Source organism: Cytobacillus sp. FSL W8-0315, assembly GCF_038002905.1.
Taxonomy (GTDB): Bacteria; Bacillota; Bacilli; order Bacillales; family Cytobacillaceae; genus Cytobacillus; species Cytobacillus pseudoceanisediminis.
The window spans coordinates 4,075,197-4,089,370 of sequence record NZ_JBBOOC010000001.1 but is presented as its reverse complement, the minus strand read 5'-3'; the positions used below and the strand labels follow the sequence as shown (position 1 = coordinate 4,089,370).

At 41.0% G+C, this 14,174-nt stretch carries 17 protein-coding genes; all 17 read left to right on the top strand.

Annotation, left to right across the window (positions count from 1 at the left end; genetic code table 11):
- Positions 1 to 17: 17 nt before the first annotated feature.
- The 17 genes from MKY20_RS21015 (at position 18) to MKY20_RS20935 (ending at position 14,002) form a co-directional block, all read left to right on the top strand.
- Positions 18 to 494, top strand: a complete 477-nt coding sequence (locus MKY20_RS21015) for a chemotaxis protein CheW (RefSeq protein ID WP_009330736.1) — start codon at positions 18 to 20, stop codon at positions 492 to 494.
- Complete coding sequence (locus tag MKY20_RS21010; RefSeq protein WP_009330735.1) at positions 491 to 1,132, top strand: chemotaxis protein CheC; 642 nt, start codon at positions 491 to 493, stop codon at positions 1,130 to 1,132. Before MKY20_RS21015 ends, MKY20_RS21010 begins: the two co-directional genes overlap by 4 nt.
- Complete coding sequence (locus MKY20_RS21005; protein ID WP_009330734.1) at positions 1,125 to 1,622, top strand: chemotaxis protein CheD; 498 nt, start codon at positions 1,125 to 1,127, stop codon at positions 1,620 to 1,622. The genes MKY20_RS21010 and MKY20_RS21005 overlap by 8 nt, the downstream gene beginning before the upstream one ends.
- Positions 1,623 to 1,832: 210 nt before the next feature.
- The gene (locus tag MKY20_RS21000) at positions 1,833 to 2,588 is read left to right on the top strand and encodes a FliA/WhiG family RNA polymerase sigma factor (RefSeq protein WP_009330732.1); all 756 of its coding nucleotides are present in this window, start codon (positions 1,833 to 1,835) and stop codon (positions 2,586 to 2,588) included.
- A 37-nt stretch (positions 2,589 to 2,625) separates the two neighbouring features.
- Complete coding sequence (locus tag MKY20_RS20995) at positions 2,626 to 2,787, top strand: hypothetical protein (protein WP_019381775.1); 162 nt, start codon at positions 2,626 to 2,628, stop codon at positions 2,785 to 2,787.
- Positions 2,788 to 2,938: 151 nt separating this feature from the next.
- Positions 2,939 to 3,298, top strand: a complete 360-nt coding sequence (locus tag MKY20_RS20990) for a hypothetical protein (protein ID WP_236888016.1) — start codon at positions 2,939 to 2,941, stop codon at positions 3,296 to 3,298.
- Between the two features lie 56 nt (positions 3,299 to 3,354).
- Positions 3,355 to 3,666: a hypothetical protein gene (locus tag MKY20_RS20985; protein WP_019381776.1), complete on the top strand. Its 312-nt coding sequence runs from the start codon at positions 3,355 to 3,357 to the stop codon at positions 3,664 to 3,666.
- 9 nt (positions 3,667 to 3,675) lie between these two features.
- On the top strand, positions 3,676 to 4,275 hold the full coding sequence (locus MKY20_RS20980) for a DUF6115 domain-containing protein (protein ID WP_009330724.1): 600 nt from the start codon (positions 3,676 to 3,678) through the stop codon (positions 4,273 to 4,275).
- Between the two features lie 147 nt (positions 4,276 to 4,422).
- Positions 4,423 to 5,124 (top strand): 30S ribosomal protein S2, encoded by a 702-nt coding sequence (gene rpsB, locus MKY20_RS20975; RefSeq protein ID WP_009330721.1) that lies wholly within the window; start codon positions 4,423 to 4,425, stop codon positions 5,122 to 5,124.
- Positions 5,125 to 5,314: 190 nt separating this feature from the next.
- A complete protein-coding gene (gene tsf / locus MKY20_RS20970; RefSeq protein WP_009330719.1) occupies positions 5,315 to 6,196 on the top strand; it encodes a translation elongation factor Ts in 882 nt (293 codons plus the stop codon).
- Between the two features lie 119 nt (positions 6,197 to 6,315).
- Positions 6,316 to 7,041 (top strand): UMP kinase, encoded by a 726-nt coding sequence (pyrH, locus tag MKY20_RS20965; RefSeq protein WP_009330717.1) that lies wholly within the window; start codon positions 6,316 to 6,318, stop codon positions 7,039 to 7,041.
- Positions 7,041 to 7,598 carry a ribosome recycling factor gene (gene frr / locus MKY20_RS20960; RefSeq protein WP_009330715.1) on the top strand — a complete coding sequence of 186 codons (558 nt, stop codon included), beginning with the start codon at positions 7,041 to 7,043 and terminating at the stop codon, positions 7,596 to 7,598. Before pyrH ends, frr begins: the two co-directional genes overlap by 1 nt.
- A gap of 350 nt (positions 7,599 to 7,948) precedes the next feature.
- The gene (locus tag MKY20_RS20955) at positions 7,949 to 8,728 is read left to right on the top strand and encodes an isoprenyl transferase (protein WP_009330713.1); all 780 of its coding nucleotides are present in this window, start codon (positions 7,949 to 7,951) and stop codon (positions 8,726 to 8,728) included.
- Positions 8,729 to 8,745: 17 nt separating this feature from the next.
- Positions 8,746 to 9,540 carry a phosphatidate cytidylyltransferase gene (locus MKY20_RS20950; RefSeq protein WP_009330712.1) on the top strand — a complete coding sequence of 265 codons (795 nt, stop codon included), beginning with the start codon at positions 8,746 to 8,748 and terminating at the stop codon, positions 9,538 to 9,540.
- A gap of 132 nt (positions 9,541 to 9,672) precedes the next feature.
- Entirely contained in the window at positions 9,673 to 10,815 is a 1,143-nt protein-coding gene (locus MKY20_RS20945; protein WP_009330711.1) for a 1-deoxy-D-xylulose-5-phosphate reductoisomerase, read from the top strand.
- 81 nt (positions 10,816 to 10,896) lie between these two features.
- Positions 10,897 to 12,159, top strand: coding sequence for an RIP metalloprotease RseP (rseP, locus tag MKY20_RS20940; protein WP_019381777.1), 1,263 nt, complete (start codon positions 10,897 to 10,899; stop codon positions 12,157 to 12,159).
- A gap of 139 nt (positions 12,160 to 12,298) precedes the next feature.
- Complete coding sequence (locus MKY20_RS20935) at positions 12,299 to 14,002, top strand: proline--tRNA ligase (RefSeq protein ID WP_019381778.1); 1,704 nt, start codon at positions 12,299 to 12,301, stop codon at positions 14,000 to 14,002.
- The last annotated feature ends 172 nt before the right edge of the window (positions 14,003 to 14,174 follow it).

The window sequence follows — 14,174 nt, the reverse complement described above, 5'->3', positions numbered from 1 at the left end:
ATAAAGGAGTGAACAGGATGAGTGAAACGGCAGCCGCAGATTTAAAATTGATTGTATTCCAGCTGAAAGAGAAAGAGTATGCAATTCCGGTGAATCAGGTGCGTTCAATTGAAAAGGTTGAGCATATAACCCGGGTTCCACGAACAGCAGGCTTTGTAAAAGGAGTAATCAATTTACGGGGGGTTGTAACGCCGATTATTAGTCTCAGAAGCAGATTTAATCTGGAAGAGGCTGAATATAATGAGCATTCACGAGTAATTATCGCGGTATTGGATGATATGGAAGTTGGCCTGATTGTAGATTCTGCAAATGATGTCATTGATGTGGACCTTGAATCTATTGAACCCCCGCCGGAGGTAATCGGTACTGAAGAGGCCGATTTTATCAAAGGTGTAACGAAAATCGATAAGCGATTATTTATTCTGATAGATTTGGAAAGAGTCCTGAATCCTGAAGAGTTGACAGCCCATGATGGACAAGGGATAGCGGGATGAGTTTTCTAGACAAGAATATCAGCAGCTTGAAATTGGATATTCTTAAAGAAATCGGGAATATTGGAGCTGGGCATGCGGCGACTGCATTATCAACGCTTCTCAATAAAAAAATTGATATGTCTGTGCCGGATGTGAAAATTGTTTCTTTTGATGAAATGATCGATATGGCTGGAGGGGCAGACAATGTAGTGGCCGGGGTGTTTCTGAGGATAGACGGAGACGCCCCAGGCAGCATGTTTTTTGTACTGCCTCTTGAACAGGCTGAAATCTTCATTCGGGAACTGCCTGGAAACATACCTTTCTGTGCAGATGAATTGCCATATGATGAGCTTGCCCTATCGGCACTGCAGGAGCTTGGAAACATTCTCTCAGGCTCTTATTTATCTTCTTTATCTGATTTTACCAAACTATCACTTTTCCCCTCTGTGCCAATGCTGAGCATTGATATGGTGGGAGCAATAATTGGCACGGGGCTGCTGGAAATTTCACAGTTGAGCGATTACGCGATTGTAATTGATACAGCTTTAAATGAAGAATTTCAAAATACGGATGCTGTAAATGGCCACTTTTTTTTGCTTCCCGATCCTGAATCATTTCAAATCATTTTTAAGGCCTTGGGAGTCCCGGATCATGAATAATCTTCTTGAAGTTGTAAAAGTAGGCATCGCAGATATGAATATTGTTAAAACCCCCAGCTTAATCAGGACATCAGGACTTGGTTCCTGTGTAGGTGTGGTTCTTTATGACCTTAGCGCAGAAATTGCCGGACTTGCACATATTATGCTGCCTGACTCCTCTCTTGCCAAAGGTGCAAGCTTTAATTCAGCTAAATATGCTGATACTGCAATCAGGGACTTAGTGAGCCTTCTGGCGAAAGGCGGGGCAAGGCCTTCAGGATTAAAAGCGAAGATTGCCGGTGGAGCCCAAATGTTTAAGTACTCCTCCGGAAGTGATTTAATGAGGATTGGTCCCAGGAACGTAGAGGCAGTAAAACAGGAACTTTCATTCTTGAAAATTGCCATTTTAGGTGAAGATGTTGGGGGCCACAGCGGCAGAACAATCGAATTCAACCCTCAATCAGGTGAATTGATGATTCGGACTGTAAACAAAGGCCAAATGATTATTTAAGTTCCTGTTTTTAATTATGTGCAGTTTTTAGAGAATCAGCTTTTTTTTTCCGGCTTTTTTATAAATCTCTCCAATAACCTCTCCGAAGAACACGTCCCCTCTTTATGGGTTAAAAGCGAGCGGTGAAGGCTGAAGTTAATATTTTTATAGGAAACATTTTGATATACTAACAATAGTTAATAGAAATGGAAACGTTTGAGGAGGATGGCCATGACAGACCTGATAACCGAAGAAAGCACATACTGGGCTAAATGGGTCGACTCTCGTGATGCTCAAGCGGGGAATTTTCTTGTGAAAAAATATTTGCCTCTTGTAAGCTATCATGTACAGCGGATATCCGCTACCCTGCCGAAGAATGTTTCAAGAGATGATATTCGTAGCCTGGGGCTAATGGGGTTATATGACGCTCTGGAAAAATTTGATCCTGCAAGAGATTTGAAATTTGATACATATGCTTCTTTTCGCATTCGCGGTGCAATTCTGGATGGATTAAGGAAGGAAGATTGGCTTCCGCGAAGTACGAGGGATAAAGCGAAAAAAATAGATGCTGCCATTGAGAAGCTGGAGCAGCGGCTGATGCGCAATGCAACTGTGCATGAAATTGCTGAAGAAGCAGAGATGCAGGAAGATGAAGTGTATTCTGTTATGAATGAACATTTTTACGCAAACATCCTTTCAATTGATGAACAGCCCGATGCTGACGAAAAGGATGGCAGCTACTCCATTAAGGATGAAAAAGCAATTATTCCAGAAGAAAAGGTATTAAAGAATGAACTTTTGGAAGAAATGGCTGAAAAAATCTTACAATTAAATGAAAAAGAGCAGATGGTGCTAAGTTTATTTTATAAAGAGGAATTAACACTGACAGAAATTGGCGAAGTGATGGGCCTATCTACCTCCCGTATATCTCAAATTCATTCAAAGTCAATTTTTAAGCTGAGGCAGCTGCTGGAAAAAGCAATATAATCTTGTGTCATTTCTTTCTGCAAAGGAAGGAATCAGCATGAAAAGCCAATTTCAAATTTTAGTTGATGCTCAACGTTTAGCTGCATTGATTCAGCCGTCAGATATTAAACTTGATAGAGCCGTCCACCCTGAAGATTTGTACAAACTGCTTGCTGACGAAAAAATCACATTTGGTATGAGCGAAGAAGTAATCCAGTGAATCTGCAGAAATCCTTTCTCAGTGGAATACCCCATTCTATTATCAAAAGGAATTCCTGCAGAAAACGGCAGTGATGCATATCTGTTAAAATTAAAAGCTGGGCAATCACCTATTTACTAAAACGGAGCTTTTTACAGGGATGGACACCGATTTGGATAAGGCCGATAAAGCTCTCCTAAACGAATCAGCCAAACTGCAGGAAGCAATCAAAAAGCTGGATAGTATTGATGGAAGACTGACAGAAATGGCAAGGCTTACAGGAAAGCTGTCGGAAGAACATAGAATCATTATTCTCAAACAAAGGGCAACCAAAGCTCATTTGCAGGTTAAATTGACCAAAATAAATGAAGAGCTACCGAACTGGAAAAAGATAAAGATGAAAAATGAAAGCTTCGATTGTTATTTATGGGAAGGTCTATCCAAACACTTCTATGCATTTTGGAAAATATTCAAAAGTGATTCGCCAGACAGTTCAAATCTTCAAAGTTCCATTTTTCAAAGGGAGAAATAAGAAGTAATCCTTTAGAAACAGGGAGAAACGATCCTTTATTAAGGAAGTGATCCGGGATGAGTTTAAAATCAATAGAAATGCAGATAGCACTGCCGAGAACGTTTGACGCAGGTAAAATCCAGGAACAGCTTCAGCAGAGGGGACAGACAATAAGCGGGTTTGCTGCCGAGAGTATACGGGAAAATGCTGAGAAGCAGCGGAAGACCGTGATCAAACATGAGCAAAAACAAAATGTCAATCTTGGCAATGATGACAGCGAAAGCCAAAATGATGCCGGGGGACATGAACGGAAAGATAATCAGAAAAAAGACAGCAATGACATACAGAACCATCCATACAAAGGGAAGGTTATTGACTACAGCGGATAGAGGGATATCATGACAGCTTTTCTATTAGCTATTAGCCTGCTGCTGAATATTGTAGCGTTATTAGCCATTATCTTGCTGTTTCTGCGTCAGAACAAATTAATGGAAACAGAGAAAAAACAGGAAAAAATGCTTGTTGAAATGGAAGAAGTCATATCTTCTTACCTAATTCAAATGAAGGAAGAAAACGATGACTTTATTAACAAATTTTCGCAGATAAATGCTAAAAACCAATCATTTGTAAAAGAAAAAAGCATCAGGGTAAATCCCGAAAGAAAAAGTGATGAAAATATAGCTAAAGCTGCTGAGAAATCATTGCGATTAGCCAGAGCATCCGTATATCAGGCATCTAAAGCCTACAAAAAGAACTTGAGGGCTGCGGAGGAAGAATCGAATGAATCAGAAGGTTTAGCATCTTTAAAGGTACCTGAATCTGTAATGCAGTCAGATAACAGTCAGCGGGTTAAAGAAGAGATTCCTTCATCAATGGAAGATCAAGTGCTTATGATGAAAAAACAGGGACTGAATGTGGAAGATATTGCAAAGAAATTAGGAAAAGGGAAGACAGAAATCGAGTTAATGCTTAAATTTCGTCAAAATCAGCAAGAATAGCTTGATTGTGAAAAACACTTATGCTATATTAACAAATGGTGTTAATACACACGCTTATGGATTTAGCCGGATGGTGCTGTTCAAATGCAGTTGCCGGCTGAAAATGATATGGGCGGAGGAACTAAAAACCATTAGGAGGAAACACAAATGTCAGTAATTTCAATGAAGCAATTGCTTGAAGCTGGTGTACACTTCGGACACCAGACTCGCCGCTGGAACCCTAAGATGAAGAAATATATCTTCACTGAGCGTAACGGCATCTACATCATCGACCTTCAAAAGACTGTTAAGAAGGTAGAAGAAGCTTATAACTTCGTTAAGGAGCTTGCTGGTAACGGCGGCACAATCCTTTTCGTAGGAACTAAGAAACAAGCTCAAGATTCTGTTAAAGAAGAAGCAATCCGTTCTGGTATGTTCTATGTGAACCAGCGCTGGTTGGGTGGAACTTTAACAAACTTTGAAACAATTCAAAAGCGTATTGCGCGTTTAAAGGATATCGAAAGAATGTCTGAAGACGGAACTTTCGAAGTTCTTCCTAAAAAAGAAGTTGTTCAATTGAAGAAAGAGCAAGAGCGCTTAGAGAAGTTCTTAGGCGGAATCAAAGATATGAAGAGCCTTCCGGATGCTCTATTCATCATTGACCCACGCAAAGAGCGCATCGCTGTTGCAGAAGCACATAAATTAAACATCCCTATCGTTGGTATCGTTGACACTAACTGTGATCCGGATGAAATTGATGTTGTCATTCCTGCAAACGATGATGCTATCCGCGCTGTTAAATTGTTAACAGGCAAAATGGCAGATGCTATCCTTGAAGCTAAACAAGGTGAAGAAGTTACAACTGCTTAATAGAAAAGCGGAGGCGCCTTGGAGCGCTGGAGCTGAACTGCTCTAAGGTGCTTTTTTCTTGATTTAAAAGAAGGTGATAAGAGGGAGCACCCTTTATCACCTTTTTTTAAAGAAAAGGCAAAGTTTAGTTTTCCATACAGCTATAAATGGTAAAGATATTATTACATAACTCATTAAGGAGGATCTCATAATGGCAATTACTGCTCAAATGGTTAAAGAACTTCGTGAAAAAACAGGCGCAGGCATGATGGACTGCAAAAAAGCACTTCAGGAAACTGAAGGTGATATGGAAAAAGCAATCGACTTCCTTCGTGAAAAAGGAATCGCTAAAGCTGCTAAGAAAGGTGACCGTATTGCTGCAGAAGGTCTTACTTCTGTTAAAGTAGACGGAAACGAAGCTGTTATCCTTGAAGTAAACTCTGAAACAGATTTCGTTGCCAAAAACGAAGGGTTCCAAACTCTTGTTAAAGAAATCGCAGAGCATTTGCTTTCTGTAAAGCCTGCTTCTGTTGAAGAAGCAGCTGGCCAGACAATGGCTAACGGTGCAACATTAGAATCTCACATCAACAGTGCGATTGCTAAAATCGGAGAAAAGCTTTCTCTTCGCCGCTTCGAAATCAAAACAAAAACTGACAGCGATGCTTTCGGTGCGTACCTTCACATGGGCGGACGCATTGGTGTGCTAACAGTTCTTGAAGGAACAACTGACGAGGATGCAGCGAAAGATGTTGCAATGCATATTGCTGCCCTAAACCCAAAATATGTATCTCGTGATGAAGTATCACAGGACGAAGTAGAGCGCGAGCGTCAAGTATTGACTCAGCAAGCTCTTAACGAAGGCAAGCCTGAGAACATCGTTGCTAAGATGGTAGAAGGACGCCTTGGCAAATATTTCGAAGATGTTTGCGTAAATGACCAGGCTTTTGTTAAAAACCCTGATCAAAAAGTAGGGAAATTCGTTGAATCTAAAGGCGGAAAAATCCGTGAGTTCGTTCGCTACGAAGTTGGAGAAGGTATTGAAAAGCGTGAAGACAACTTCGCTGAAGAAGTAATGAACCAAGTTAAGAAGTAATTTTTTAATATTAATTAATTCAGCTATGATTCAGGGAACACTTTGTGTTCCCTGTTTTTCAAGAATGAGATAAAATTAAAAAGCAATGGTGAGTTTTTATACTACATATGGAGGTTCTTATGAGCAGCCCTAAATACAAACGCGTGGTCTTGAAATTAAGTGGAGAAGCTTTAGCAGGGGAGCAAGGATTTGGAATTAATCCTTCAGTGATTAAATCAATTGCTGCACAGGTTAAGGATCTGGCTGCATTAGGTGTTGAGGTTGCCGTTGTTGTCGGCGGAGGAAACATCTGGCGCGGAAAGATTGGAGAAGAAATGGGTATGGACAGGGCAAATGCCGACTATATGGGAATGCTTGCTACTGTCATGAACTCATTGGCGCTGCAGGATAGCCTCGAGAATCTCGGAGTGGAGACGAGAGTTCAAACCTCAATCGAGATGAGGCAGGTCGCTGAGCCGTACATCCGCAGAAGAGCCATCCGCCATCTTGAGAAAAAGCGGGTTGTGATCTTTGCTGCAGGAACCGGAAATCCTTACTTCTCTACTGATACAACAGCAGCATTGCGAGCTGCAGAAATTGAAGCAGAAGTAATTCTAATGGCGAAAAACAATGTGGATGGCGTCTATTCAGCTGACCCTCGCATTGATAAAAATGCTAAAAAATATGATGAGCTTTCCTATCTTGATGTTTTGAAAGAAGGATTGGCTGTTATGGATTCTACAGCTTCATCTTTATGCATGGATAACAACATTCCATTAATTGTGTTCTCGATTATGGAAAAAGGCAATATTAACCGCGCCGTAATGGGTGAAACAATCGGAACAATCGTTAGGGGGAAAAAATAATGCCAAAACAAGTTATTGCAGATGCAAAAGAAAGAATGACTAAAGCAATTTCAGCTTATACAAGGGAGCTTGCGAGCATCCGAGCAGGTAAAGCAAATGCTTCATTGCTTGATCGCATTACTGTTGATTACTATGGTGCACCGACTCCTGTAAATCAGCTAGCCGGGGTATCTGCTCCAGAAGCGCGCCTTTTAGTCATTACTCCTTATGACAAATCCATTCTTGGAGAAATTGAAAAAGCCATCCTTAAATCTGATATCGGCTTAAATCCGTCTAATGACGGCAGTGTTATCAGACTGGCTATTCCTCAGCTTACTGAGGAACGCCGCAAAGACCTCGTGAAGGTTGTCAAAAAAGAATCGGAAGACGCAAAAGTTGCTATCCGCAATGTTCGCCGCGATGCCAATGATGACCTTAAAAAGCTTGAAAAAAATGGAGATATCACAGAAGATGATCTTCGCGGTTTTTCTGATGACATTCAAAAACTTACTGATGATCACATCAGTAAGATTGACGAATTAACAAAAGAAAAAGAAAAAGAAATTCTTGCAGTCTAATGACTCTATACTGAGAACCCTCTATCAATAGGGGGTTCTTTTACTCTTTGGGAGCTACATAATCAGTTTGTGTATTTGCATGCTGACTTCGCTGGAATATGTATAGAAGCCAGTATTCCTATCCTGAATTTAGTTTCTGGTAACATACTCTTTTATAGAGATATATTTTTTTATTTTTGGTATGATATTATCATGCGGAAAGAGGCAATATCATAATTTACCATTAGAATAATCTCTAAAAGATACTATGAATGAATATCAGCTATCAATCATCCGGGATCAAGCCCCTGCTGATTGAAGTTTCACTTATCTTTTATCGGAGGATTAACCTATTTTAAAGGAGCAGACTTATGTTTGATAAAATGAAGTTATGGAAGTCCCAAAACAGTTCTTCCGATCTCCGAGAGAGAGTTGAAAAAATAAAAGAATTGCAAATCCCTGAGCATGTTGCCATCATTATGGATGGAAATGGAAGATGGGCGAAGAAAAGAGCTCTTCCAAGAGTTGCCGGCCATCATGAGGGAATGAAAGTTGTCCGAAAAATTACCAGATTTGCAAGCGATATTGGAGTAAAGACCTTAACTCTATATGCATTCTCTACTGAAAATTGGAAAAGGCCTAAAATGGAAGTGGACTTTCTTATGAAACTGCCTGAGGAATTTCTGGGAACTTTCCTGCCAGAGCTGGTAGAAGAGAATGTGCAAGTAAGAATGATTGGTTATTTTGACCACCTGCCTGCCCATACCCGAAATGCAGTTTCCAAAGCGATGGAAGAGACAAAAAATAACACAGGCCTAGTGTTGAACTTTGCACTTAATTATGGAAGCAGAGCCGAAATACTCGAAGCCGTCAAGCATGTCTTAAATGATTGCAAAAGTGGTATAATGGATGAAAATGAATTGAATGAAGAAAAATTCTCATCCTACCTCATGACGGGCGGACTGCAGGATCCTGATCTGCTGATTCGTACAAGCGGTGAAATCAGATTAAGCAATTTTATGCTTTGGCAGCTTGCGTATACGGAATTCTGGTTTACAGATGTATTGTGGCCGGATTTCAATGAAGAGCAAATGCTCGAAGCAATCGAAGTATTCCAAAGCCGCCAAAGGCGTTTTGGGGGAGTACAATAAAGGTGTTGAAAAATTGAATGAAGCAGCGTATTATCACAGCAATTATATTCGGTGCAGTCCTCCTGCCAGTCATTATCTTTGGAGGCATGCCAATAATCATCCTGGCATACTTGCTGGCATCCATTGCACTATATGAACTATTGAAAATGAGAAATTTAAGTTTATTCTCGATTCCAGGCATTATTTCTTTACTATTATTGTGGGTTTTCCTATTGCCTAAAGAATTTCAGTCAATCCTGGATGATTTGAATTATACAAAAATTGAGGTAGCTCTTTTTGGGGTGCTTCTTTTCCTAACGTATACTGTTGCAACAAAAAATAAATTTACTTTTGATGATGTGGCTTTTTCGATTATGTCTACTTTATATGTTGGCATTGGGTTTTTCTATTTTATTGAGACCCGCTTCGCAGATCAGGGTTTGACATATCTCTTTTTTGCATTATTTCTTATTTGGGCAACAGATTCAGGTGCCTACTTTATAGGAAAAGCAATGGGAAAGAAGAAGCTTTGGCCTGAAATCAGCCCGAATAAGACTGTGGAAGGGTCACTTGGTGGTGTGGTCTGTGCTCTTGCCGTTGCGGTATTATTTATTATCTTCACAGATATTGATGAGTCCATGCTGGGATTATTAGTGATTACAGCAATCTTGTCAGTGTTCGGGCAAATAGGGGATTTAGTGGAATCAGCATTAAAGCGTCATTATAATGTAAAAGACTCAGGAAATATTCTGCCTGGCCATGGCGGAATTCTGGACCGCTTTGACAGCTTATTATTCGTCCTGCCATTGCTGCACTTTTTTCACTTGCTCTAAAGCTGGTGGCCAGGGAGCAGTCCGCATTTGATTAATAGATAACTGTCTAGCTCCAGCGCCTGCCCCCTAATGGTGTCAAACCAATATTCGGAGGTGGGCAAGGCGCTTCCGCTTTTCTTTTAGGAGGAGACTATGAAACATATCAGTTTAATGGGTGCAACAGGGTCGATTGGGACACAGACCCTTGATATCATTAAGGAACACCCAGAAGAATTTAAGCTAGCAGCCATGTCTGCAGGCAGAAATATAGACCTTGCCCGGAAAATTATCTCTGACTTTCAGCCGGAACTTGTCTCACTATCAGAAAAAAGTTCTGCAGATATTCTTAAAGCTGAGTTTCCCGGCATAACATTTACATATGGACATGAAGGTTTGATAGAAGTAGCTGTTTATCCAAAATCTGAAATACTGGTTAATGCAGTTTTAGGCAGCGTAGGACTTGATTCCACATTGCAGGCGATTGAGGAAAAAAAGACAATCGCCATCGCAAATAAGGAAACCCTTGTGACTGCCGGCCATCTGGTCATGGAAGCAGCAAAGCGAAACGGTGTTATGCTTCTTCCTGTAGACAGTGAACATTCGGCTATTTTTCAATCCCTTCAGGGGGAAAAAGAGAAAAATATTGAAAGGCTCATTTTGACAGCTTCTGGAGGAAGCTTCAGAGACCGCTCACGCAAGGAATTAGAAAATGTGACAGTTGAAGAGGCACTTAATCATCCGAATTGGTCAATGGGAGCAAAAATCACCATCGATTCTGCTACCATGATGAATAAGGGACTTGAAGTAATTGAAGCACATTGGCTTTTCTCCATGGATTACAGTAAAATTGACGTCCTTCTTCATAAAGAAAGTATTATCCATTCCATGGTTGAATTTCATGACAGCAGTGTAATCGCACAGCTTGGCACCCCGGATATGAGAGTACCGATTCAGTATGCTTTAACTTATCCTGACAGGCTCCCGCTCCGAACAGCAAACCGGCTGAATCTTGCTGAAATTGGCAAGCTCCATTTTGCAGAAATGGACTTTGAGCGCTTTCGCTGCCTGAAGTTTGCCTATGAAGCCGGAAAAGCTGGCGGATCAATGCCAGCTGTATTAAATGCTGCAAATGAAGCTGCTGTTGCTGCATTCTTAGATGGAAAGATTACCTTCCTGCAAATAGAAGATTTCATCGAAAGAGCACTGGCCAGCCATAATATTATCTCAAATCCAAGTCTTGATGAGATCCAGGCAACAGATTTGGAAACGAGGAAATATGTTAACTCGCTTCTATAAGCTTGCGTTCAAATGGCTGCAATAAATTTATTAACACTCACCAGCACATTTGAACAACCTCTAAAAAAAGGTGGTTAAAACTTGAGTACAGTAATAGCCTTTATTGTTATTTTCGGGGCACTGGTATTTTTCCATGAACTGGGACACTTAATTTTTGCAAAAAGAGCAGGAATTCTCTGCCGCGAATTCGCTATTGGATTCGGCCCTAAAGTGTTTTCCTTTAAAAAAGATGAAACAGTTTATACGATTCGTCTATTGCCAATAGGCGGGTTTGTGCGCATGGCCGGTGAAGATCCCGAGATGGTGGAAATTAAACCTGGCTACCGCATCGGCCTGATCCTTGATGATAACGAGGAAGTAAGCAAAATTATTTTAAACAATAAGGATAAATATCCAGATGCAAGAATAGTTGAAGTTGAAGATGCTGACATTGAGCATGCCCTTGAAATAAAAGGGTATGTTGAGGGTGAAGAGGAAGAGTCAATCCAAGTTTTTAAAATCAGCCGTTCAGCTGTGCTGGTTGAGGATGGAACAGAGACGCTCATTGCCCCGTATGACCGTCAATTTGCATCAAAGACATTGGGCCAGAGAACAATGGCGATTTTCGCAGGCCCGATGATGAATTTTGTTCTGGCTTTTATTGTTTTTGTACTAATAGCCTTATTGCAGGGTATTCCGACTAATGAACCTGCACTAGGCAAGCTGACCCCTGATGGTGCAGCTTATGAAGCTGGGCTTAAGGAAGGCGATTTGGTTCAAAGTGTCGATGGAGCAGAAATTTCAAGCTGGTCAGATGTAGTAGAAATCATTAGACAAAACCCAAGTGAAGAATTGGAGTTTTTGGTGGAAAGAAACGGCCAGGAACATACAATACCGGTTACTCCGAAGGTTCAGGATGTTGAAGGCGAAAAGATTGGAATCATTGGAGTATATAGTCCAATGGAGAAATCACCTTTAAAGGCCATTACCTATGGAGCTAAGGAAACCTATTTCTGGACTAAAGAGATTTTTGTCATGCTAGGCAAGCTTGTCACTGGACAGTTCTCAATTGATGCATTATCAGGCCCGGTAGGTATCTATGTTTCAACAGATACAGTAGCCAAATCAGGTATCTATTACTTAATGAAATGGGCAGGTATCCTAAGCATAAATCTGGGAATTATGAACCTGCTTCCAATTCCGGCTCTCGATGGCGGAAGATTAATGTTCTTTGCTGTTGAAGCTGTAAGAGGGAAGCCAATTGACCGCCATAAAGAGGGAATGGTCCACTTTATTGGGTTTGCCCTTTTAATGCTATTAATGCTCGTGGTCACTTGGAATGATATTCAGAGATTTTTCCTGTAAAAACTTAGCAGAGCTGCATGCAGAAGAAGGATGAGGGCTCTGGTCTTTAGGAAGCTATTAGCTTTTTCTGAAGACCGGGAGACCCTTCTTTTGTTGAGGAAGCAGATTCATTACATATTTTTAATTGAGGTGCAAATAAATGAAACAGAGCATGACGCTTATTCCTACATTAAAAGAAGTGCCTGCAGATGCGGAAACCAGAAGCCACCAATTATTGCTGAGGGCTGGTTTTATCCGCCAGAACGCAAGCGGAATTTATAGCTATATGCCTTTAGCGAAAAAAGTTCTGCAAAAGGTTGAAGCTATTATCAGAGAAGAAATGGATAATGCAGGGGCTGTCGAGCTTCTGATGCCAGCCCTTCAGCAGGCTGAACTATGGCAGGAATCCGGGCGCTGGTATACATACGGACCTGAACTGATGAGAATGAAGGATCGCCATGAGCGAGAGTTCGCTTTGGGTGCCACTCATGAAGAAGTGATTACCAGCCTGGTTCGTGATGCAGTAAAATCATATAAGAAATTACCATTGGCTCTTTATCAGATTCAGACAAAGTTCCGTGATGAGAAGCGTCCTCGCTTTGGGCTTCTTCGCGGGCGTGAGTTTATCATGAAGGATGCCTATTCCTTTCACTCAAATCAAGAAAGCCTTGATGAAATGTATGATAAACTTTTTACAGCTTATTCTAATGTGTTCAGACGCTGCGGCCTGAATTTCAGAGCTGTCATTGCTGACTCGGGTGCAATGGGCGGTAAAGACACACATGAGTTTATGGTTCTTTCAGAAGTTGGAGAAGATACTATCGCATACTCAGATACTTCCGAATACGCTGCCAATATTGAAATGGCTCCGGTTCTTGCACAATACTCAAAGAGCAATGAGGAGCCTCAGGAACTGGAAAAGGCAGCAACAGAAAACAAAAAAACAATTGAAGAAGTTTCAACTTTCCTAAACGTGGCTAAAGAGCAGTGCATAAAGACGCTTCTTTTTAAAGCTGATGAAAAATATGTTCTTGTTCTTGTCCGCGGTGACCATGAAGTAAATGACATCAAGCTTAAAAATCTGCTTGAAGCCGCTGCCGTTGAGCTAGCTGATGCCGAAGAGACTAAGCAAATTCTTGGCTGTGCTGTTGGTTCTTTGGGACCTATTGGAGTGAAGGATATTGAGATCATTGCAGATCATGCAGTGGAAGCCATTGTGAATGGTGTATGTGGCGCAAATGAAGAAGGAATTCATTATGTCAATGCTAATCCAGATCGTGATTTCTATGTAACCCGATATGCAGATCTCCGTTTCATTCAAGAGGGCGACCCTTCACCAGATGGACAAGGAACGATTCAATTTGCCAAAGGAATTGAAGTTGGACATATCTTTAAGCTGGGCACCCGCTATAGTGAGGCAATGGAAGCGACTTTTTTAGATGAAAATGGGAGAACACAGCCAATGATTATGGGCTGCTATGGCATCGGAGTTTCCCGTACTATGGCTGCAGTTGCCGAACAGTTCAGCGATGAGAACGGCTTTATCTGGCCGCGCTCCCTGGCTCCATTCGACTTGCATCTCATCCCTATTAACATGAAGGACGAAACTCAGTCTGCAGTTGCTGAGGAATTATATACAATGCTAAAGCGTGATCGCTATGAAGTATTAATGGATGACCGCCAGGAACGTCCCGGTGTCAAATTTGCAGATTCCGACCTTATCGGTTTGCCAATCCGCATAACTGTGGGCAAAAAAGCTTCTGAAGGCATCGTCGAAGTGAAAGTTAGAAAAACAGGTGAAATGCAGGAAATTCACAAAGATCAGCTTGCAGATAAAATTGCTGAAATGATGTCTGCAATATAAAAATATGGGCAGTGTTCATTTTGATTTAGACGAAAAAACGGGTTCCAAAATGGAATCCGTTTTTTCATTCACTATCTGATTCGATATGTTATAATTAAGTCCGTCTGTCCATTTCTAAATATGGCGGTGCTTATTTATTTTCAGTTTTCTAACATTATAACAATATTTCTAA

What these genes read in the sequence shown, in the direction of transcription:
- MKY20_RS21015 (WP_009330736.1), top strand. Translation starts at nt 18, where the DNA reads ATGAGTGAAACGGCAGCCGCAGATTTAAAATTGATTGTATTCCAGCTG.
- MKY20_RS21010 (WP_009330735.1), top strand. Translation starts at nt 491, where the DNA reads ATGAGTTTTCTAGACAAGAATATCAGCAGCTTGAAATTGGATATTCTT.
- MKY20_RS21005 (WP_009330734.1), top strand. Translation starts at nt 1,125, where the DNA reads ATGAATAATCTTCTTGAAGTTGTAAAAGTAGGCATCGCAGATATGAAT.
- MKY20_RS21000 (WP_009330732.1), top strand. Translation starts at nt 1,833, where the DNA reads ATGACAGACCTGATAACCGAAGAAAGCACATACTGGGCTAAATGGGTC.
- MKY20_RS20995 (WP_019381775.1), top strand. Translation starts at nt 2,626, where the DNA reads ATGAAAAGCCAATTTCAAATTTTAGTTGATGCTCAACGTTTAGCTGCA.
- MKY20_RS20985 (WP_019381776.1), top strand. Translation starts at nt 3,355, where the DNA reads ATGAGTTTAAAATCAATAGAAATGCAGATAGCACTGCCGAGAACGTTT.
- MKY20_RS20980 (WP_009330724.1), top strand. Translation starts at nt 3,676, where the DNA reads ATGACAGCTTTTCTATTAGCTATTAGCCTGCTGCTGAATATTGTAGCG.
- rpsB (WP_009330721.1), top strand. Translation starts at nt 4,423, where the DNA reads ATGTCAGTAATTTCAATGAAGCAATTGCTTGAAGCTGGTGTACACTTC.
- tsf (WP_009330719.1), top strand. Translation starts at nt 5,315, where the DNA reads ATGGCAATTACTGCTCAAATGGTTAAAGAACTTCGTGAAAAAACAGGC.
- pyrH (WP_009330717.1), top strand. Translation starts at nt 6,316, where the DNA reads ATGAGCAGCCCTAAATACAAACGCGTGGTCTTGAAATTAAGTGGAGAA.
- frr (WP_009330715.1), top strand. Translation starts at nt 7,041, where the DNA reads ATGCCAAAACAAGTTATTGCAGATGCAAAAGAAAGAATGACTAAAGCA.
- MKY20_RS20955 (WP_009330713.1), top strand. Translation starts at nt 7,949, where the DNA reads ATGTTTGATAAAATGAAGTTATGGAAGTCCCAAAACAGTTCTTCCGAT.
- MKY20_RS20950 (WP_009330712.1), top strand. Translation starts at nt 8,746, where the DNA reads ATGAAGCAGCGTATTATCACAGCAATTATATTCGGTGCAGTCCTCCTG.
- MKY20_RS20945 (WP_009330711.1), top strand. Translation starts at nt 9,673, where the DNA reads ATGAAACATATCAGTTTAATGGGTGCAACAGGGTCGATTGGGACACAG.
- MKY20_RS20935 (WP_019381778.1), top strand. Translation starts at nt 12,299, where the DNA reads ATGAAACAGAGCATGACGCTTATTCCTACATTAAAAGAAGTGCCTGCA.